The organism is Metabacillus sp. GQ13 (genome assembly GCF_059758525.1).
Genome location: NZ_JCAXET010000001.1, coordinates 77,045 through 98,808 on the forward strand (window position 1 = coordinate 77,045; position 21,764 = coordinate 98,808).

Annotated in this window: 19 protein-coding genes and 1 pseudogene; 2 read left to right on the top strand and 18 right to left on the bottom strand. The window is 34.9% G+C overall.

Annotation, left to right across the window (positions count from 1 at the left end):
- Position 1: 1 nt before the first annotated feature.
- From AC6CHR_RS00460 to AC6CHR_RS00475, 4 genes are all read right to left on the bottom strand, one after another.
- Positions 2–1,570, bottom strand: a complete 1,569-nt coding sequence (locus tag AC6CHR_RS00460) for a spore germination protein (RefSeq protein WP_498246477.1) — start codon at positions 1,568–1,570, stop codon at positions 2–4.
- Between the two features lie 33 nt (positions 1,571–1,603).
- Positions 1,604–2,698 carry a GerAB/ArcD/ProY family transporter gene (locus AC6CHR_RS00465; RefSeq protein WP_498246478.1) on the bottom strand — a complete coding sequence of 365 codons (1,095 nt, stop codon included), beginning with the start codon at positions 2,696–2,698 and terminating at the stop codon, positions 1,604–1,606.
- A 591-nt stretch (positions 2,699–3,289) separates the two neighbouring features.
- The gene (locus AC6CHR_RS00470; RefSeq protein WP_498246479.1) at positions 3,290–4,468 is read right to left on the bottom strand and encodes a hypothetical protein; all 1,179 of its coding nucleotides are present in this window, start codon (positions 4,466–4,468) and stop codon (positions 3,290–3,292) included.
- A 343-nt stretch (positions 4,469–4,811) separates the two neighbouring features.
- Positions 4,812–7,361: a PEP/pyruvate-binding domain-containing protein gene (locus tag AC6CHR_RS00475; protein WP_498246480.1), complete on the bottom strand. Its 2,550-nt coding sequence runs from the start codon at positions 7,359–7,361 to the stop codon at positions 4,812–4,814.
- A gap of 274 nt (positions 7,362–7,635) precedes the next feature.
- On the opposite strand from AC6CHR_RS00475, the gene ilvD reads away from it, so the two are divergent.
- Positions 7,636–9,318, top strand: a complete 1,683-nt coding sequence (ilvD, locus tag AC6CHR_RS00480) for a dihydroxy-acid dehydratase (RefSeq protein WP_498246481.1) — start codon at positions 7,636–7,638, stop codon at positions 9,316–9,318.
- A 66-nt stretch (positions 9,319–9,384) separates the two neighbouring features.
- Here the strand turns inward: ilvD and dat are convergent, their stop codons facing one another.
- Entirely contained in the window at positions 9,385–10,215 is an 831-nt protein-coding gene (gene dat / locus AC6CHR_RS00485; protein ID WP_498246482.1) for a D-amino-acid transaminase, read from the bottom strand.
- A gap of 635 nt (positions 10,216–10,850) precedes the next feature.
- Complete coding sequence (locus AC6CHR_RS00490) at positions 10,851–11,477, bottom strand: nitroreductase family protein (protein ID WP_498246483.1); 627 nt, start codon at positions 11,475–11,477, stop codon at positions 10,851–10,853.
- 119 nt (positions 11,478–11,596) lie between these two features.
- On the opposite strand from AC6CHR_RS00490, the gene AC6CHR_RS00495 reads away from it, so the two are divergent.
- Complete coding sequence (locus tag AC6CHR_RS00495; protein ID WP_498246484.1) at positions 11,597–11,947, top strand: winged helix-turn-helix transcriptional regulator; 351 nt, start codon at positions 11,597–11,599, stop codon at positions 11,945–11,947.
- Positions 11,948–12,067: 120 nt separating this feature from the next.
- Here AC6CHR_RS00495 and AC6CHR_RS00500 read toward each other — a convergent pair whose 3' ends face one another.
- The 12 genes and pseudogenes from AC6CHR_RS00500 to AC6CHR_RS00555 all read right to left on the bottom strand — a co-directional run bounded on the left by AC6CHR_RS00500 (position 12,068) and on the right by AC6CHR_RS00555 (position 21,719).
- On the bottom strand, positions 12,068–12,238 hold the full coding sequence (locus AC6CHR_RS00500) for a GNAT family N-acetyltransferase (RefSeq protein WP_498246485.1): 171 nt from the start codon (positions 12,236–12,238) through the stop codon (positions 12,068–12,070).
- A gap of 12 nt (positions 12,239–12,250) precedes the next feature.
- Positions 12,251–12,376: pseudogene (locus tag AC6CHR_RS00505) on the bottom strand (GNAT family N-acetyltransferase); the annotation flags it as partial.
- Positions 12,377–12,405: 29 nt separating this feature from the next.
- Positions 12,406–12,594: a hypothetical protein gene (locus tag AC6CHR_RS00510; RefSeq protein ID WP_498246486.1), complete on the bottom strand. Its 189-nt coding sequence runs from the start codon at positions 12,592–12,594 to the stop codon at positions 12,406–12,408.
- A gap of 28 nt (positions 12,595–12,622) precedes the next feature.
- The gene (locus AC6CHR_RS00515) at positions 12,623–13,081 is read right to left on the bottom strand and encodes a GNAT family N-acetyltransferase (protein WP_498246487.1); all 459 of its coding nucleotides are present in this window, start codon (positions 13,079–13,081) and stop codon (positions 12,623–12,625) included.
- 265 nt (positions 13,082–13,346) lie between these two features.
- Positions 13,347–13,649, bottom strand: coding sequence for a DUF4190 domain-containing protein (locus AC6CHR_RS00520; RefSeq protein ID WP_498246488.1), 303 nt, complete (start codon positions 13,647–13,649; stop codon positions 13,347–13,349).
- A 487-nt stretch (positions 13,650–14,136) separates the two neighbouring features.
- The gene (locus AC6CHR_RS00525) at positions 14,137–14,583 is read right to left on the bottom strand and encodes a DUF1801 domain-containing protein (protein WP_498246489.1); all 447 of its coding nucleotides are present in this window, start codon (positions 14,581–14,583) and stop codon (positions 14,137–14,139) included.
- A 107-nt stretch (positions 14,584–14,690) separates the two neighbouring features.
- Positions 14,691–16,136 carry a DEAD/DEAH box helicase gene (locus tag AC6CHR_RS00530; protein WP_498246490.1) on the bottom strand — a complete coding sequence of 482 codons (1,446 nt, stop codon included), beginning with the start codon at positions 16,134–16,136 and terminating at the stop codon, positions 14,691–14,693.
- 177 nt (positions 16,137–16,313) lie between these two features.
- The gene (locus AC6CHR_RS00535; protein ID WP_498246491.1) at positions 16,314–17,396 is read right to left on the bottom strand and encodes a saccharopine dehydrogenase NADP-binding domain-containing protein; all 1,083 of its coding nucleotides are present in this window, start codon (positions 17,394–17,396) and stop codon (positions 16,314–16,316) included.
- A 157-nt stretch (positions 17,397–17,553) separates the two neighbouring features.
- Entirely contained in the window at positions 17,554–18,033 is a 480-nt protein-coding gene (locus AC6CHR_RS00540; RefSeq protein ID WP_498246492.1) for a GNAT family N-acetyltransferase, read from the bottom strand.
- Between the two features lie 100 nt (positions 18,034–18,133).
- The gene (locus AC6CHR_RS00545; protein ID WP_498246493.1) at positions 18,134–18,856 is read right to left on the bottom strand and encodes an AAA family ATPase; all 723 of its coding nucleotides are present in this window, start codon (positions 18,854–18,856) and stop codon (positions 18,134–18,136) included.
- Between the two features lie 325 nt (positions 18,857–19,181).
- On the bottom strand, positions 19,182–20,393 hold the full coding sequence (locus AC6CHR_RS00550) for a multidrug effflux MFS transporter (protein WP_498246494.1): 1,212 nt from the start codon (positions 20,391–20,393) through the stop codon (positions 19,182–19,184).
- A gap of 324 nt (positions 20,394–20,717) precedes the next feature.
- Complete coding sequence (locus AC6CHR_RS00555) at positions 20,718–21,719, bottom strand: LLM class flavin-dependent oxidoreductase (protein ID WP_498246495.1); 1,002 nt, start codon at positions 21,717–21,719, stop codon at positions 20,718–20,720.
- Between the last annotated feature and the right edge of the window lie 45 nt (positions 21,720–21,764).

Consider the following 21,764-nt stretch of genomic DNA (forward strand, 5'->3'; position numbering starts at 1 on the left):
GCTAATTTTTTCGATTTTGTGCTCCTAACCTTTTCAAATTCCTTTTTCCTACTTGTTTAGGACGATTGTCCATTTTCCACCATGGTGCCCGAATAAATACGTCTTTAAGATTATTAAAATTAAAAGGTGCAACAGGTGCAAGGTATGGAACACCGTAAGATTGTAACTGAACCAGATGAACTAAAATAAAAAATACCCCTAGCAGGATGCCATAGAAGCCGAGCATTGCCGCTAGAAACATCATGATAAAGCGAAGAAGACGAATCGCTCCTGTCAGGCTGTAACTAGGAAACATAAAAGATGCAATCCCGGTTATTGCAACGACAATGACCAAAGGAGCTGAGACAATACCTGCTTCTACTGCTGCTTGACCAATTACTAAGGCACCTACAATACTCACTGTTGAGCCAATTGGTTTTGGTAGCCGTAAACCTGCTTCCCGTAAAGCCTCAAAGGTAATTTCCATTAACATCGCTTCTACGATCGCAGGAAAAGGTGTTTTTTCTCTAGATGCAGCAACACTAAACAATAAGTTTGTTGGCAATAGTTCCTGATGAAAGGTTGTCACGGCAATATAAATGGATGGAAATAATAAGGCAATAAGTAAAAATAAATACCGGATCAATCGAATAAACGAAGCCATCATGAATCTCCCGTAATAATCTTCAGGAGAATTCATCATTTGAAAAAAAGTAACGGGTACAACAAGACCAAATGGACTGTTTTCTACAAGGATCCCTACCCTGCCTTCTAGAATATTTCCAACAATTCGATCAGGTCTTTCTGTTTGTAATACTTGTGGAAATAAAGAGAATGGACTATCTTCAATAAATTCTACAATGTATCCACTATCCTCAATCGCATCAATGTCAATCCGTTTTAGCCTTGTTCGTACTTCCTCAATTAATGAGGATTCCGCAATTCCTTCAATGTAGGTAATAACAACTTCAGTTTTAGAGAGGTTACCCAGCTTTAGGCTTTCTAATTTAAGTTTGGTAGATTTTACTCGCCTACGAATCATGCTTGTATTTGTTCGAATATTTTCAGTGAAGCCCTCTCTTGGGCCTAACACAACTGATTCAGAAGGAGGCTCTTGAACCGATCTTTGTTCCCAAGATTGCTCACTTATCAAAAGTGCTTGATTAAATCCGTTTATAAGTAACGTTGTCCCACCAATTAACAGATGATCAACTATTTGTTGAATGGTGTCCCCATTCTTTACTTTTCCTGAGCTTATTTCCGTTTCAATATCTTTTACTGTTAAATGATCCTTGTTTATAAGATCTTCTTTTTGGTTTAGTAAGGGATTTAAAATATTACTTTCCATTCTTTTCATATCTACTAGCCCATCAAGGTAAAGAATAATTGCCGTATAGGTCGTAGTTATTTTAAATTTCCGATAAGAAAAATCTGAAGAACCATCAAACTCTTTTCTAATCTTAATGAAATCGTCTTCGATCATTCCTGTTAAAAGATCACTATCATTCTTCTCCGTCTCTTGATTCGTGCTTTTCTTACTTTTAACTGGTAGAGAAGAACTAAATAATTTCATCCAACTTGAAATTTTCATATAATACCCCCAGAAATGATGAATAAATTCCATTTACGACTGAATTTTTTTTCGAATAAACGCGATACAAAGTAATAAAAAAGGGAAAATAATTTGCAAAGGTATATGGATATAAAAGGTCACTATTTCTAAACCAATTTCATTATATTTAACTTGATTTGATGCAGTTAAGAGTGATAATGGAGGGATAATTGTTCCTAGTCCTAGGTATACCGAACGAATCTGTTTTAACTTAAATAAATGAGCAATTCCAACAGCTGCCCCAAATGTCCAACCTCCAATCTTAAAAAATACCCCTGCGACCATCATTAAAATAACTAATGCATCAAAACGCTCAAGAAAATCAGCAATAGAAACCATTCGTGTTGCAGAAAGAAGAGGAAAAAAATCTTGACTGTAAATTTCAGGTCCTAAAACCGATAAAACCATGATCAAATTTACCGTCATCAAAACACCTGTAACAAGAATGACTGTTATCCCAATTTTTCTCACATGTTGCTTGTTTTTCAAAAAAGGTAAAAACATTGTGATAATGATTGACTCTCCAAACGGGAAAGTTACAACTGTTGGAAATACCTCTTTCAAAATTGGTTGTAGCCCATTACCTAAAATTGGGGAAAGATTTCTTAAGGTAAAGTGTTCAACACTAACCATTAGCATCCAGATGACCAACATTGACAGAATATAAATCGGAAATATTACTTCCCCCATTCTGCCAAAAATATCAACTCCACTTTTTAAACAATAAACCAATAACACCATAAAACTACCAATAACTATGATCATTGGCGTGTCAACCAAGATCGTTGCAGCCATTAATTCTCCAAAATCCCGACAAGCTTTAGCAGCTAAATATGTAAAATAAATGATGTAGATCAAAATAAATGGAAAGGCAAGAAACTTTCCAATAAGCTTAGGGATTATTTGAAGCAACGTATCTTCTGGATAATAGGTAGATAATTTTGTATAGACTAACATTAAGACGAGGCCACCTGACATCGCAACTAAAATTACCAACCATGCATCCTGCTTTGCATTTGCTCCTAATCCATAAACCAATGTATTCCCTATTAAAAATCCAACGAGCACATAAATTAGCTGGAGAGGACTTATTTTTTCCTGTTTCATTTGATCACCCTAAAAAGTGAATTTTAACCATGTTGAGAATTACAGATTAATGGATCATAACTTTGCAAACAATCACTATAGTAGGTACGTGAAAAACAGAAAAAATACCTGTCTGTATAGGTGATTTCAAATGTATCTCTTTAATCACTTTCTTTACTCTAATACAAGCTATAATTTGCCTTTTTCTTTATTTTTATCCATAACTCCCTAGTTTTTACTCAAATCAATCATCTACTATTCATTAAAAAACTCCCACTTGTGGCAAGAGCTTATAAGTAATGGTTTAAAATGCTTCTTATGAGCACAATAAAATCAGAAAAGACCAAATCCACTTACGATTTGGTCTTCTACATAGCACTTATTTAGATGTCTTAATAAAGGCAGTTTCGCAAAGATTGTTGTTTTCCGTACAAAGTACTAATGTACACATTTTAAGTATATCTTCGTGCCCTTTACGCTAAAATACTCTAATATTCCTTTGGACATAGCTTTAATTAGCACTAGAGCAACAAAATTTCAGGAATGAGCCTAATAAAAAAACACAGCCTAAATTAAGGAATGGAAGATGTAGTGTTTTTCTCAATCAGTTGGCTAATTGGACTCAATCGTATCATCAGGATCAACAAGATTAGAAAAGAACCATGTTTTACCTTCATCTATTGAAGTAAAACGCAGAAGAACTTTTCCTCCTTGATAATCTCCATTTGACCCCTGATTGACAAGCAACGTACCATGGGATCCATCGAAGGTAGGAATCTGCGCAACTGTAAATATCCCTTTATACTCATTCGGAATTGGTATTTCGACCTCATCCCAATTTTCTCCACTATCAGCTGTCCGGTATAAGGATGGGCGTGGCAATTCATCATTCACTGTAATCGAGCCAAATGAAATAAAACCAAGTCTTTCATTAATAAACCCACCGCTTGTCACGAATTGATTTGTTGCTTGAACATTTCCCGTTTCTACCCAATTTTTGCCGCCATCTGTGGTTAGATAGATCGCATGGGCTTCAAAACCCATGGTCCGGTCGCCAGTTACAAATAAATAACCAAATTGCTCTGACGTGTAGTCAAGCATTCGTAATCTTATACCAGGTAACTGACTTGGTACATTAAATTCATCCCATGTTTCCCCTTTATCAGAAGATTGCAGGATTCTGAGAGTGTCAGCATCACCAATGACGAAGGTTGTTTTTTCAGGAGATATAATATAACTATCTTCGACTAAAGCATTTCTTGAACCACTATAATCCCCTTTAAACAATTCTTCTATATTTATAGGTACTTGTAACCAGTGTTCACCATTATCATAGGTAACTTTCAACACATTATTAGCAAGTTCATAGAGATTATTGTCTTCCGATACCTTAATACCTGCATCCTTTTGGTATTTATCGGTAACAGGCGCTAAATCAGAAACAGCATTTGAGGTCTCTTCTATCCGCATAAGTGAATATTCATTCTCACTTGTTTTCTCTATTCTTAACGTCCATTGGATATCTTTAATCGTTCCGTCCTCTTGTATCTCACCCCAGTTATTGTGAATGCTCCACATTTTCTTTGCTAACTGTGCTGAAAAAGTTACGGCAACTGCAAATTCTTTTTCATTTCCTGCTAATAACTTATATTCATCGTATTCAACATCAGTAAGTCGTTTCCATGAAGTCATATCTTTCTCTGTAAAGGTCTGTATATAAGTCATCCAGACTAGGTATGCGATATTTTCTAGATCTTTATCATCAGACTCAACCGTATAAGTTATTGGCAAGTACTCGTTTAAATCTTCTTTGTAAAATGTAAGGTAATATGTAACTGAACCTGCTGTAATTAATAATAGAAATATTATGCTTATGATAATTAAATACCGATATTTTTTTTCATCAATATGATAATTCTCCTAAAAATTTCTAGCTCTTTGTAAGAGTATTAATTCAAATGTTATTTTAATTTGGAATAATCGCTAAAAGGTTTATTACCATGATATATCAATCTGATTTTTACTTATTATTTTTTACATCTATATCTTCTCATCCTGTTAAACACTTGAGTAGATGATGGTTTGCATCGAACTGAAAAGGAGAGGTTTTAAAAGTAAGTACTTCTATTTACTCCTATTTACATAATAGCCTCTGTGTCACAATATCTGCGTACAACTCCATCCCATCGGTTTTAGCAATATGAATGACATCTGAAAACTTCTCACTATTTGGCAGGATTGATAGCAACAGGTTTTCACTTTCCAGGATCCTTATAGGCTGATAAACGACATCCTTTTGACCATCAAAAATAGCTACATAAAAGATCCCTGTTTCAACGAGGTCTTGGAAAAAGTGACTACCATAGGATAACTCGGGCATTAATCCAGCTTCATCAGAAGCTACTTCACAAATAATCGACATATTACATAACTCTGTAAAATGAACGGGTACACCTAATGAAGGGGTGGTAGTTCCCCATCTTCCAGGGCCGATTAACATCGTGTTCTTTCCTTTCATCTCACTGTTGATTTTGCCAATCTGTCGGGCGACAGCATATTTCCCTTGTTCATTAAGCTCCAAGTATGACTTTGGATTTACGGAAACAACATAGTCAACAGGTAAGCGAACATTTCCCCCCATAAAGTTCCCTTTCGTAGAGAAAAAACAGTCTTTTTCATCTATAAGCTTTGGTATCTCGATGGAATGTCCTAATCCTCTCGTTTGCAAAGGACGACATTGCAAAAGATTCACTTTGAAATCTTTGTTATTTGAAAAGTTTGCTGTAAATTCGATATCAACAGGGTAATCATAAACAGTCGATAATAGCGATAGCATGTCTCTCATTAGTTGAGGGAATTCCGTGTATTTGAGTAATCTTTTAAAATCAAGAATATAGGGTGCTTTTCTATCGGTATATCCAAGCTCACGCAGCCGATTTGCTGTCTCGTAATCGACACTTCCAAATAGTCCATTGTCTACCTTACTAGGAAATGGAATGATGTCTTCTAATCTTTTTCCAATTAAATTGTTCTCTTTTAAAGCGAGAACATCAACAGTATTTTGTGAAAACTTTTTTTGATCCTCGGCATTCATTTGTGGTAATCGGAGTGGATTATCTAAGCAAATAATTTTAGCATAATCGCCAACCGTTCGATCTACTGCCCTTGTACCAAGTCCAAATACTAGTCTGAGCATACCAGCATCCATATCTACACTATCATCCCATACGTAAAGATTAGAGGAATTTCCGACACCTGCAACATGCGGGAAAAAGTTCTCATCATAATGATCTCCAGAAACTCGTTGAACCAAGATCGCCATCTGTTCGTCTCGATCAAAAAGTCCTCTGTTCATTCTGTAAGCAAGTGCCTCCTCGTTCATTGTACTAGCGTAAACGATCCTTATCGCTTGTTCAAATGCTTCGTACCTTTCCTCAGGTGTACCCTGATTTACACAAAAAACACTCTCATATTTTCCCGCAAAGGCATTCCCAAAATTATCTTCAAGTAAAGAGCTGGAACGCACGATAATTGGTGATTGCCCAAAGTACTCGAGCATCCTCATAAATTGCTCCTTTATATTTTCCGAAAATCGACCGTGGAGAATCTTTTCCTTTAATTTTGGAGCATATTTAAAATAGCCTTCTTTTGACTTTTGTTTGGTTCGAAGCTTCCACCAACCATTTTGGACGATATACGTGTAAAACACATCTGAACCAAGATAGAAGGAATCATGTGGCTCCATATATGGCGTGAAGCGATCTGCGCCATCACGCTCTAAGATTTTTCTGGCCAGCAGCATACCAACACTTTTCCCTCCAATATAGCCGGTTCCTACTTCTCGTGATTCAATCATAAGTAAATCTTGTAACGTAAAATAGTTGTCACAAAGCTCAAACATTCTCGTTTCTCTACCTATTAATAATGACAGTAAGAGTTTTTTTGTATCTTCCTGTTTTTCTGGTGCAAGTGAAAGCTCTGCCTTTGCTTTATTAAAGACGATATCCCAATAATCTTGCCGTTCCTCTACACGATTTATGCTCGAAAATAGTTCGGCTGCTTCTGTGCTTGCAGTAATACAAACTGCTTCCTGGCCTGTTATTAAATGTGGGAAAAACATCGTAGGAGAATAGCGTTGCCACACTTTCAGTGGATGGATGTATAATTTATCCTGTACGTTGTATAAATCTAGTAAAAGCTGTGTCGTTTCTCGAATACTAGCGATCGTACTATATGTATGTGCATGTCGAATAATCGCGAAATAGGCAATTGTATCAAGTTCATATAAAAATGGACAGGATACATTGAAAAAGTTACCAATCATTAAATCCGAATACCAATATTGCAATAAATCTGTTAAGCAATCAAAGACATAGAACGTCTTTTTGCCTTCATTCTCAATAAGTGTGTGAACTTCTGTCGCAAAGCTTTCAAATCCTTTATTGGCTTCAACATGATAGGTGATGACCTCAGGACGATCCTCCATCAATTGTTCATGACTGCCAAAACGGACATAAACTAATTTTCTATTTTCTTTAATCGCCTGTTCTACAAACGGTTCAATCATTTCTTTATAACTTGTGACAGAATCAACTTGCCAAACAACATTATCACCAAGTCGAAGCTTATCAATCGCGAGGTCGACCCCTTCCAGTCCTGTACTAGCTTTATCATGTAGGTTCATTGTCATCATCCCTTATAAAATTTTTGTGATAGATTTTATTAGCTTATTAAATTTAGAAGGTATTTTCTACTATAATCGCTGAAACTCTATCTATTGATTTCGATGAACCATTGGTAATCCCTTTTTTAATATAGCATTTTTATATCATTAGCTGTCCCGTTTACACTAAAAAAATTGAGCATTTAATCTATGATAATCAAAAAAATAATGATACAATATAAAGATATTAAAATTTTCTGAAGTTTTAAGTAACTGTTAATTGGAGGGAACGATCATGGCTGAACAACAACGTAGTAATATGATTAAAGAAGGAATTGACCGGGCACCACATCGAAGCTTACTTCGTGCTGCAGGTGTAAAAGAAGAGGATTTTGGCAAACCGTTTATCGCGGTTGTAAATTCATATATTGATATTGTACCAGGACATGTGCATTTACAAGAGTTTGGTAAAATTGTAAAAGCGGCAATCCGTGAAGCTGGCGGTGTTCCTTTTGAAATGAACACAATTGGTGTAGATGATGGAATTGCGATGGGACATATTGGGATGAGATACTCATTACCAAGTCGTGAGATTATTGCTGACTCTGTTGAAACAGTTGTTTCAGCACATTGGTTTGATGGAATGGTTTGTATTCCAAACTGTGACAAAATCACACCAGGAATGATGATGGCAGCACTTCGCGTTAACATTCCTACCATTTTTGTAAGTGGAGGACCAATGAAAGCTGGAGTTGATAAAGATGGTAACCCGCTCTCTTTAACTTCTGTTTTTGAAGGTGTTGGAGCCTACCAATCTGGTAAAATTGATGCTGATAGATTACAAGAAATTGAAGAAGTAGCTTGTCCTACATGTGGTTCATGTTCAGGTATGTTCACTGCAAACTCTATGAACTGTTTGGCAGAGGGTCTTGGACTTGCTCTTCCAGGGAATGGAACAATTTTAGCTGTTGCTCCTGAACGGAAGGAATTTGTTAAACAATCTGCTACTCAATTAATGGAGCTTATTAAAAAAGATATTAAGCCTCGTGATATCGTAACAATTGATACATTAGATAACGCCTTTGCATTGGATATGGCTATGGGTGGTTCGACTAATACAGTATTGCATACTTTAGCATTGGCTCAAGAAGCAGAAATCGAATATTCTATGGAACGAATCAATGAAGTGGCTAAACGTGTACCCCATTTAGCTAAAATTGCTCCGGCATCTGACTATCATATTGAAGATTTGCATAATGCTGGTGGTGTTAGTGCAATCATTAATGAACTTCTTAAAAAACCAGGCGCGATTGACGGAGATCGCTTAACGGTTTCTGGAAAGACATTACGTGAAAATGTTGAGGGCAAAGAAATTTTAGATAAAAATGTTATTCGTACAATTGATAATCCTCATTCTTCTGAAGGTGGACTTTCAGTATTATTTGGTAACTTGGCACCAGACGGTTCCATTATCAAGGTTGGTGCAGTTGATCCTGAGGTTGGTGGTTATCATAGAGGTCCTGCAATTTGTTTTGATTCACAAGAAGAAGCACTTTCTGGAATCATTACCGGTAAAGTTAGCGAAGGTGACGTTGTTGTTATCCGCTATGAAGGCCCTAAAGGTGGACCAGGTATGCCTGAAATGCTTGCACCTACTTCCCAAATCGTTGGACGTGGACTTGGAGCAAAAGTTGGCTTAATTACTGATGGACGTTTCTCTGGTGCATCAAGAGGAATTTCAATCGGTCATATTTCTCCAGAAGCAGCTGAAGGTGGTCCTATCGCGTTTGTAAACGACGGTGATATTATCGAACTTGACTTATCAAATCGTACCATTCAACTAGAAATTTCTGATGAAGAATTTGCAAAACGTAGATCCGAATGGAAAGGCTTCGAACCGAAAGTGAAAAAAGGTTACTTAGCTCGTTACTCTAAGTTGGTTACATCAGCAAGTACTGGCGGAGTTATGAAGATTTAATTAAGGAAAACTAAAACAGCCAAAAGTCTATAGTAGACTTTTGGCTGTTTTTTGTACTTGTTTACCCTATTTCAATTTTGTAAATTGATTTTGTAATTTCTTTGTCCACTCTCCAACTGAATAAGTGGTTTCAAGATCACCTTGAATGGAAGAAACAGGGGTAATTTCTACAGTAGTACCCGTAATGAATACTTCATCTGCTTCCTTTAATTGTTCGAGCATAAATGGTTCTTCTCTTATAGGCAGGTTCATTTGTTTAGCAATTTCAATAACAAGTTGTCGTGTTATCCCGTTTAATATTAAATTTGTTGCTGGGTGAGTGTATAGTGTGTCATCTTTAACCATAAACAAGTTCGTAGAAGACCCTTCAGTAACCGTACCTTCACGATGTTGAGCTGCTTCATAACAGTTATTGTCTGCAGCTTCTCTTTTAGCGAGGACATTACCTAGTAAGTTTATCGTTTTAATATCACAACGTAACCACCGAATATCTTTAGTCATCCACAAGTCAATCCCACTGGTTTGAAGTTCTACATTTACTTCTAACGGTTTTGCAAAACCACTTAATACAGCTTCGAGGTCACGAGAGTATAAATGATTTCGTGGCTCTATTCCTCTAGTCAATTGAAAATAGATCATTCCATTATCAATACGATTCTTTACGATTAGGTCCTCAATTAATTGAATGATTGTATCCTCGTCATACGGAATGACAATATCAAGTTTATTTGCACTTTGTTGCAAGCGATCTAAATGGGCTTGCATTGCGAAGGGTACTTTATTATAGACACGAACGACTTCATAAATTCCATCACCAAACATATATCCTCTATCATTCATGTCAATATGTAGCTGTTGGTCCTTGATTATACGATTTTGGTAAAGAATATACTCCATTTTTTCCCTCCTATCTATAAAAATATTATACCATTTTAGTTTAGTAATTTTCTAAAGATAACCACGTACATTATTGATGTAAAAATAACAAAAGTAATTATGAGAACAGTTCCTTCATAGGTGAAGTCAATTAAGCTAGTTATCATGACTAATAAGCCTAACGGGAGAAAAATTCTCATCCTGATATTTTAATTTATTCCTTTATTATATGATTAGTAAATGAAACTTATTTGTTACATAAAACGTATATATGAATATGAGGTGGTAAACATTAGAAAAATCATCAGTTTCTTACTTACATCAATCGTTTTAGTGGGGATTAATTATGGATTGACTGTTGTACTCAATGTAGATTTTAATAATTGCTATCGTTTACACTTATAAGGATTACTATTAATTTAGGTCTATAAAAAATGTACATAAAACAATAGGGACTTCAATATTGTCACTGAAGTTCTTATTGTTTGTTTAAAGCTGTTTTCGCAAAGATTTTTTTTCGTACTAAGTACTAACGTACACGTTTTAAGGATATCTTCGAGCACTTTTCGCTAAATTACTCTGATATCCCTATAGAAATAACTTCAATTAGCACTTAAGCAACAAACTGTTAGAAAAGAGACTTATTTAATAAACCATTACCCAATTTCATTATGAAAAATCACTTTATTGACATCATGCCTTACCGTTTTATGACCATCTTTAATACCTTTACCGATCGCTATAAGCATAATGTCAAAATACCTCTCAGAAATGTTCAATGCCAATTTCAGTTGTTCGGAATCATACCCTGACATCGTAATGGTCTTAAGCCCCATTTCATTTGCCAATAAAATTAATGACATGGAGGCAAGACTTGCATCTCGTGTTAATTCAATTGTTAAATCCGCTTTTGATTTATTTGCGTAGTAATCTATGGCAGCACCTGCTAGATAATCTCTTAGGGGCGCATCAAAAAAACCTTTCTGGAACCCCTCTTCATGTATCATTAAGATATTTTCTCTCTCAAAAGCTTGATAATCTCCAAGCACAACGATTAATACAGATGCTTCTGCTACTTGCTGTTGATTAAAAGCAATCGGTAATAGTAAATCCCGAAGATGTGGCTCGTCGATAACTAGGTATCGCGTGGCTTGGATATTGTTCCCGTTTGGCGATTTATTTGCACTTTCAATCAATGATGATAACGTCTCTGAACTAACTTTATAGTTTGGGTCGTAATGTCTGACGGATCGTCTTTTTTCTAAAATGTTTTTTACACTCATGATATCCTCCAAAGTTTTATTTGCTACATCACCAATTATAAAGGACAATAATATAGGAGAAAATAACGCACATTAATGTGGCATAGCCACCTTTAAGTGTCTATTAGGAGGAACAAGAAATGAGTAACCAAAAAACTGGAATCAATATTTTTATGAATACTGTAGGCGGAAAGTGGAAATGTTTAATCCTTTTTTTCTTGAGCCAAAAATCATTGAGAACGAAGGAATTTTATGAATTGATACCAGCTATTACCCAAAAAGTCCTAACAGATCAATTAAAGCAACTGGAAAGAGATGGAATTGTCCGGAGAGAAGTATTTAAGGAGGTTCCACCAAAAGTAGAGTACAGTTTAACTGAGTTAGGACATTCATTTGTACCTGTATTAAACACAATGTGTGAGTGGGGTAATAAGTATGCAGATGTAAAAGAGATAGATAGAGAGGAACAAATTTGTTGTAGTCATAATTAAATATAAACGATTGTTGGTGAACTAGAAGAAATAGGCTAGCAAGGACTTATTAGCAAAAAGGTCTTCATCTAGAGTCCTTTTTGCTTGTTTTTGATTAAAACTTTGAACTGATTATTTTAACTAACTCATCGTAATAAATGTATTTTTTATAGTTTGGTATTCTCTGTCTAAGATACTCATAAATACGTCTGTTTCATATTTCCCTTCAATTAATGCTCCTTCTCTTTCTATCCCTTCCTGGATAAATCCACACTTTTCGTAGCATGATATTGCACGATTATTATATTGCAAAACCCGCAAATCAACTCGGTGTAGAGTAAGTTCATCGAAAGCATAACGTAATACCAACTGTGTAATTTCTGTTCCTAAGCCTATTCCCCATACACTAGGTTCAAATAAACCAACAGCATAACGTGCGCGATTATCTATCTCACTTACCGTTAAACGAGCTTGACCTACTAATCGTCCTTCGAATTCAACACACCATTCAAGCTTATTTTAAAAATAGCATTGATGAATTGTTTAGCTTTTTCTTTTGTTTTAGGTGATATATTTTTTGTATCACCTCCGTACATTCTCACAAGTTCCTGACTTACCTCAACATTCAAAAAGTCCATTATATCACTTTCTTTTGGTTGCCTTAACAATACATTACTACCTTTTATTATAGGTGCTTCATTCAAATATATCGGCTCTTTTAGCTTTGGGATTCAATAGATCCTTTTTTAAATAGTAATGTGTATAGTCTCTACCGACATGATCTATACTTCCGAACACCTGATAGCCATTCTTTTCATAAAATCCTAATGCCTGGAAACTCAAAGTATCTACCTTAATAAAATCACAATCTTTTTCTATAGCTATCTTTTCAAGTTCTCCTAATAATTTCGTTCCAAATCCAGACTTACGTCTATCCTCATCTATCATAAATGTATGAATTTCTAACCAATTCCAGCATACTTCTGCGAATATTCCACCACAGACAATTCCGTTTTCATCCTTTAGAAATAGACTGATCTCTTCGTATCTGCCTCTTAAGTCTACTGGAAAATGCTTTAAATTAAATGTATACAGTGAGTCATCGATGTATTGTTTTTCTTTTTTAGTTCCTTCTACAGTAATATGAAGCCTCATTTTGGTAGCTCCTTAATGTTGTTTTTAGAATATAACATATAGGGGGATGCTATTCATTCGTTTTCCTCCTAAAGAATACAGATAATTCGTACCGGGGCAATAAAGTTACTGAGATTATTTTTCATTGCAGATAAGTTTTTTTCGTTTATGTTCTTGCGTATCATTTTGTTAAACTCTTTTACGATTAAATGATCCATCTCAAACATTGAATTTGATTGGGGTACTACGCATCAGTTTCAATCATTTTCAAATACAACATAAGAATTTAATTAAGTACCAGTCTAAAATCAACTGGACTAAGAAAAAGTGAAATAATAACAATCATGGCAAGTGGGAATATTATGCCTACTATGCTACATACTACCCCTGCTACTGCAAGTCCTCTTCCAGGTTGATTGCTATATTTCGTTTCTTTTAGAGCAATTACACCAAGGATTAAACTTACAATTCCAAACAAAATACTAAACATATAAAACATAGAAAATAAAATTGATATTATTCCTAAAGTAAGTGAAATAATTGCTTTGGTATTTTTATTGCCTATCTCTGAAGTTATAGAACCACTCATATCATCCCTCCTTCGTCATATGTTAACCCTGCATGAGTAGTGCTCTACGACTACAAGTAAATTGATATAGTCGATAGGGGATTATAAAACCCTATCTTCACTAACATTTTTCGCACTATACTTTTAAAACGTTAATCGAATTGAAAAAGTTTCATTTATGGTTAAGAATATTGAGTTTTAATTACCTGAGATGAAATATGCAAAGTATAGCAAAAAATTTAATTTCTTTTCTACAACCGATATATCATTGATAATACCAATAGCAAGCGTAGAGAAATGTCGTTAATATCTGCATGATTGACAGGAACAGGTTTTGAACAATTGATTATTCCGATAGACACGAGGCTAGTGTTTTATGAAAACGTTTTGCAGTAGTGAAAAAAAGAGGTAGTTAATTGAAACTGAATTTTTCATATAATCTTTGGAATCTCTCCAAAAAAAGAAGCATTTCAATTCAAATATGCAGTTTTTTTCATGTTGTTTCCACTCATTTATATCTAGCACAGTTTTTATTTATCCGGATAGCTCGATTGTAAAACCTAATAGACTGTGTTATTAATTCATTTAAAACATCTAAATCAATATCGGCTACTTTATTGATATACACACATGCTTTTCCTGATGTATGTTTTCCAAAGGTCTTTAGCAATTCTTCGCGTTTTGTTTCACCAGGTGCAAAGTAGTACAAACTGATCTTTGCTTTTCGGGGTGAATAACCAACTAGTGGTGCATCACCTTCGTGACCGGATTGATATTTATAATGATATGAACCAAATCCAATAATACTTGGTCCCCACATTTTCGCTTTGTATCCTGTCGTTTCGGTGAATACGTCTAATAATTTATATGCTTCTTCTCGTTTGTTCGGATTATCCACTGTTTCAATAAACTCTATGACACTAATGTCTGTTTCTTTTGTTTTTAATTCGTACAAATTGTTCTCCCCTTTATTTTATCTCTAATACTACTTCTTCATAGCTATTTCTTTTCCTTCTAAAAAAAAAGACGATTATGCTAATCATAATCGTCTTTGTCCAATATTTACTTAAGCGCCTTGCTTACTTTTAATTTCTTGCCTTTAATTGTGGTATTCTCCATCGCTTGTAAGACAATTGAGCCTTTTCCATTTAGGATATCTACATATGATAAAGTATCCTGAATCGTGATAATACCAATATCATCTGCTGATACGCCAGGAATATTTGAAATTGTTCCAACGAAGTCAACTGCGCGTATTTTCTTCTTTTTCCCACCACTGAAGTGGAGTTTCATGATATCTTTGTTAATACGTTGTGTTTTGTTGTTTTTAACAACGCGTCGTCCATTTATTTTTTCTTCAAATGCTTCTTTTCCGTTAGCTACTTCCTCAGGTGTAGGAGCTTCGATAGTCGGAATCTCAAAGCCAATATAGTTCTCGATTGATCTGATAAATTTTGCTTCATAAGGTGTTGCAAACGTTAATGCTTTTCCCTGATTACCTGCTCGACCTGTTCTTCCTGTCCGGTGAACATAGCTTTCTTTTTCCATCGGAACATCAAAGTTTATCACAATTGTCACATTATCAATATCAATCCCTCTAGCAGCCACATCTGTCGCAACGAGATATCTAAAATTCCCATCCTTAAAGCCATTCATCACAGCAAATCGATCTTCTTGGACTAAACCTCCATGTAGTTTTTCACAAGAATAACCAGATTGATCTAATTCATTAAATACGCTATCAACATGTTCCTTCGTTCTGCAAAAGATGATACAGCTATCTGGATTTTCAACAACCGTTACATCTTTAATAAGTGCTAGTTTACCTGCTTCTTTCACTTCAATTAAACGATGCTCGATCGTTTCTGTTGTTATTCCAGTTGACTCAATTTCTATATTAGAAGGGTCATTCATATATTTTTGGCAAAGAGTTTCTACTTTTTTAGGCAAAGTGGCTGAAAAAACCATTGTCACTCTGTCTATTGGCAATGCTTTAATAATTGTTTCGACATCTTCGATAAAGCCCATATTTAGCATTTCATCCGCTTCATCGATAATAAGGTACTTTATTTGATCAAGAACAAGTGTTTCTCGATCGATATGATCCATAACACGACCAGGTGTACCAACAACTACATGGGTTTTTTGTTTCAATTCTTCTCTTTGCTTTGAAAAAGGTTCCTTGCCATATACAGCTAACGCTTTAATCCGTTTAAATCTGCCTATGTTTGCGATATCTTCACGAACTTGAGCAGCAAGCTCTCGAGTTGGCGTAAGCACTAATGCCTGTGGCTTTTTTTCTTCCCATTCGATCATTTCACAAATAGGTATCCCAAAAGCTGCCGTCTTTCCACTTCCTGTTTGCGATTTTACAACGAGATCTCGATTTTCCATCGCTCTAGGGATGACCTCAATTTGAACCTCTGTTGGCATTTCATATTTTAGCACATCAAGTGCTCTCTTTATTTCATCACTTAAATTATAATCCTCAAAGTTACCTTCACTCATATGTATTAACCTCATTTTTTTGTATTTCCGACATACATATAGATTATCTCAAAAGAAAAATCATATACAAAATCTGAATATATTCATTATACTTGAAATATTGGTCGAATTGACTATTTTACTGAATTATTACAGATTTCGTTGGTTTTTGTCGAATGATCTTTCATAAAGATCGTTTTACTTACCTTTAATAACTTCTATCAATTCTATATCTTTGCAATTTATTACAGAAAGTATTTCGTCTATATTCGTTATTTCAAAAGGGAAAACTACATCTTTCACTTTTTTATGTATGGTGATTTTAGCTAATGCTGCCGTAACCATTGCTGTTGTATGATAATCAGAAAAGGTAGAAAAGGATAACGTTTTTATGCACTGCTTATTTTCTATTAACCCTTTAACCTCAACAGTAAGAAAGGCCTTTTCAGTTTTGTTGGGATTATGTTTAACAATTTTCGAAAATATCTTCTTGTTATTGAATTTGAGAATAGTACTAATTATTCGAAGTTTTTTAAGTATAGAGATTTGGATGTTAAAAAATTTACTATTCCAAGAAGTCCAATAGTTAATTTTTCCAACGTTCAGTTTTTGTTCTAAATAAATTTTTTCATCATGGTCAATTAGTCTAACTTCTCTTTCATGATATGGTTCATTAAATTGCATCATTCTTTTTTTTGTAAAGCCTGATAATATTTTTGTCTTTTTATCTGAATCATACTTAACACGTTTAGATATGATTTTTAACATATCCAACATTCCTGAAGTTCCAGCTAATGCATTGGTATTTTGTAGTAATCCTATATTCACCTCGGTTACTTCCTGAAAATTGGAGATTGATTTATGTACCATCAATCCTGATAATCCAGGTAAGAATCCAGACATTACAATAGAAGCGACATCTTTTTTTTCGACATCTTGATGCAATAATTTCAAGTTTTCTACAAATGTAGAAAACGGTGTTACATCAATAGATATAATATGGTTATCCATACAAACCCTCTGAATGGATGGATTTTCTTGTTCTATAGCAATAATGACTATATCGACATGCCTAATAGCCTTCTTTATATTTTCTTCATTCGTAATATCTAGATATTGAAATATAACTTTCTGATTAAACGATTTAGCTAATCTTCTACCTCGATCCTCTTTATAATCGGTAACCACTAAGTGTAATTGATTGTTAAATATTCGAATTAACTCCGTACAAACTAATTTACCAAGTACCCCTGAAGCTCCAACAACCATTATTTTTGTCATGCAATTAGAACCTCCCTATATCACCACAATTTCGATTTGTTCGACATGTCTTATTGAACAAATTGTACTCAGTAGTCGCAATTGGTCCTTTTATGGTTATACCATTTTACCGTTTTCAAATGGATTGTGGAATAAATATGATTTAGAGGTCAAATACTTAGATGGAAGAGATTTTATAGATCATTGTCAAAGATGTTCCTGATAAACCACATTGTTCAAATTTAAGTTTTTTATAAAGTTTCATAGCTTGAGTGTTAGTAGGATCAACGCTCAAAGAAAGTGATGTAAAGTGATCCCAAGAAGCAGCTTCTATTAACTTTTTCATTAACAGGATCCCAATTCCCTTACCTCTTGCTTCATTTGTTAACGCAATACCAAGTTCAGGAGTTTTGTCATCAACATAACCGTAACCTTTTTGATTTGCCGTAAACAGACGATACCATGCTGCACCAACAGGAAGATTATTCTCGTTAAAGGCAATTAATGCTTTATCGCCTGGTCTTCCCCATCCCTCACTATATTTTTTGATGTCTGGCAAATTCAGCAATTCTTCTTTAGGTGGCTTATTTTCAGGAATATGAATAGATTCATACATCATATCCGTTAAAAATTCTAAATCATTTCCATTTTGTTCCAAACTTCTAACCTGTATCAAAATTTATCACCTCATTTGTTTTTACCCTACATTTGACATCGAACATACAAAAGGATTATTACCTGGTAATCAATCGATAATCTCAATCTTCTCTAAATATTTCTGACAAAAACTTTTCCCTGTGTTGAATAAAATAACTTGTTATTTGGTAATGTTCTGTCATTTCATAGTCGATCTTTGAGATTTGATCATTATCAAAGCTTAAAATATTTGCATTAGGATAGCCTAATAAAATTGGCGAGTGTGTAGCTATTATAAACTGTGAGTTACCTTTAGAAGCCAAGTCATGAATGATTTTCAAGAAGGTTAATTGCCGTGTTGGTGACAATGCTGCCTCTGGCTCATCTAAAAGATAAATGGATTTCTCTTTAAAGCGATGTAAAAATAAGGACAAAAAGGATTCTCCATGTGATTGTTCATGAAGAGAACGACCTCCGTAATCTTTAAATCCCGTCGTATCTACCTCATCAAGATGAGTCGCAAAGTTATAAAAGGATTCGGCTCGTAAGAAGAAACCGTTTGTTATTTTAGGTAACCAAGAAAGCCTTATATACTTACCAAGCATGGATTCGGATTTATAAACCTCGTATAGGTTGTTACGTCCACCTCCAGCAGTATTAAATTCACATTTGTCTGCAATCGCCTCTAACAAGGTTGATTTGCCAGAGCCGTTTTCTCCAACAAAAAAAGTTACATTACTTTCCAATTTTATTTCTTGGAGGTTTTTAATAGAAGGTATGGAAAACGGAAAACTGTTCATAGAAGGAATATCTTCACGTAAAAGTGTAATTCTTTTCAAAAACATTTTAATCACCCATCAATAGTATATCAAATATAAGAGGAGAGTAAGGCATACTAAATTAAATATCATTTACAAGCATTTTTTTCGATTTTTGTACACAAAACAATATGATTTTGAGTTCCATCCATCTAACTTTTATCTTTCTAATATCCAATTTTACCACCAGTAAAAGATATTATTTATATAATATAGTTGGTAAAAAGAAAAGCCTAACTCGTCACATAAGTAACGAGTTAGGCCATTTGCTATAGCTGTTTTTAAGGCAATATTTGCAGGAATTTTCCCTTCAAGTGTAGATTTTCATTTATAAGTATATAGATTCCTTGAATTATTTCATAGCAGTTACATTTTTTGAAGCTTTTCTACCTAAACCATAATACGCTAGTAGTGCAAGAAAGCTTGCTGAAAAGATAATGACGCCCATTGGTACAGCTGTATTTTCTCCAGCAATTCCCACAAGTGGAGCCGTCATAGAGCCAAGAATAAATGGCAATACCCCTAATAGTGCAGCTGCGCTCCCTGCAATATGTCCTTGTGTTTCCATAGCTAAAGCAAAGGAAGTAGTTGAAATGATTCCTATTGACGTTACAAAAAAGAATATCGGAATGGCAATAGCAATGAGCGGTGCTTTTAAAAGTATAGCTATCAGTAAGACAGCACCAGCTGAGTTAGCAAGAAATAAACCGATCTTCAAGAATGTTTTCTCTGGAATGATATCTGCTAAGCGACCAACCGCTTGACTTCCTATTATTAAACCAATTCCATTGACACCAAATAATAAACTGAAGCCCTGAGGGGTCACATCATAAATATTTTGATAGACAAATGGAATACCAGATACGTAAGCAAAGATTCCTGCAATGATGAAACCCTGAGTAAGTGCATAACCTAAGAATTGGCGATCTTTTAATAAGGTTCCAAAATTACGTACGACTTGTAAAAAGTTACTTGGTACCCGTTTTTCAATTGGTAATGTTTCTTCTAGTTTCCATGTAACAGTTAAAAATAACACCATGCCGATACAAGCTAACACAATAAATACGCCGGACCAATTTGTAAAAAGGAGAATACTTCCTCCAGCAATCGGTGCGACAATCGGTCCAAGATTGCTAACTAACATCAATGAAGCAAAAAACTTCGTCAGTTCTCTGCCACTAAATACATCACGAACAATTGCTCTTGAAATAACAAGGCCACCTGCTGCTGCAAAGCCTTGTAAAAAACGAGTTCCGATAAAGAAATAAATATTCGGTGCAAGTGAGCATATGACAGAAGCAATTAAATACAAAATGAGAAAAATAAGTAATGGTTTACGACGTCCGTGAACATCACTCATTGGACCAATAATTAATTGTCCAAGACCTAATCCTAATAAGCATGTTGTTAAACTAATTTGTACGAGAGAAGCAGTCGTATTATAGTCTTTTACGATTGTAGGGAATGATGGCAAATACATATCGATTGTAAAAGGGCCTAAAAGGGCAAGAGATCCTAAAAGGATAGCAAGCTGTATTCGTTTCGTTCCGCTTATTGTATTCAATTTTTCCTCGCCTTTCTGTAATAACAGTCATTTTGGATTCACTTTTGGTATGTATGATCTACTTATTCATTCTATTGCAAACATTTATCCTCATGCCAGTGGATATATAATTTTTTATATTGAAAACCTGTTATTCCCTTCACATACACCACTTTACAAACCAGTACATAGCGAAAAGCAGTCATCCTTTTAATTCAGTTGTTTGTTTTAGTATTAGATTTAAACATAATTGAGTACCAGTTAGTATATAGAGGTCGTAGCGAAACTTCTGATGAAAAAAGCAAACCCTATCGCTCGACAAGGTTTGCATCTTCCCTTCCCTCGTTACTTTCCATCAACCACTTCTTTTAAAATTTCATAAGAACGTTTTTGTTTTTCTGGATCATACATATAAGAAACAGCCATAATTTCATCGACATTATACTTCTCTTGAAAGCTTGTTAATTGTGTACGAATCGAATCTTTCCCACCCATTAGCGTTACACTTGACATCGATGTTGCCATTTCTTTTTCAGATTGTCTCCAAATCTGATCCATGTTTTCAACAGGAGGTTGTAAAGGTGATTGAGTACCACGTACAACGTTCAAGAAAAACTGTTGCATCGTTGTTGATTCCAGTTTGGCCTCTTCATCACTTTCTGCTGCAATTACATTCAGACATACCATCATATACGGTGATTCCAAGTATTCAGACGGCTGAAAACGATCACGATAGATGGAAATTGCTTCTTCCATATGTTTTGGTGCAAAGTGAGAGGCAAATACATATGGCAATCCTAATTTTGCTGCTAAATAAGCTGAATCCGTTGAAGAACCAAGGATATAAATCGGTATATTCGTGCCTACTCCTGGGTAAGCTTTTACATAATCTTGTACTTCTTCAGGACCAAAATGTTTAAGTAACGAGTTGACATCGTTAGGAAATGTATAGACCGAATCGTTCTGAGAACGTCTTAATGCACTTGCAGTCATCATATCTGTACCTGGTGCACGGCCAAGACCTAAGTCCAACCGATTCGGATAGATTGTTGCCATCGTTCCAAATTGTTCGGCTACAACCAAAGGTGAATGATTAGGCAGCATAATTCCACCAGAACCTACACGGATGTGGTCAGTGTGTTCTAAAGTATGTTTAATTAAAATCGAAGTAGCTGAACTAACTAAAGTTGGTGTATTGTGATGCTCAGCAATCCAATATCTTTTGTAGCCTAATTTTTCAGTAACTTGTGCTAATTCGACCATCGATTCAATAGCACCCTTAGCCTCTTGACCTTTTCGGATAGGAGCGAGATTTAAGACTGATACGGGTATTTGTATAGTTGACATTTGATTTTGTCCTTTCTTGATCAAGTTTCCATACTATAGTACCAA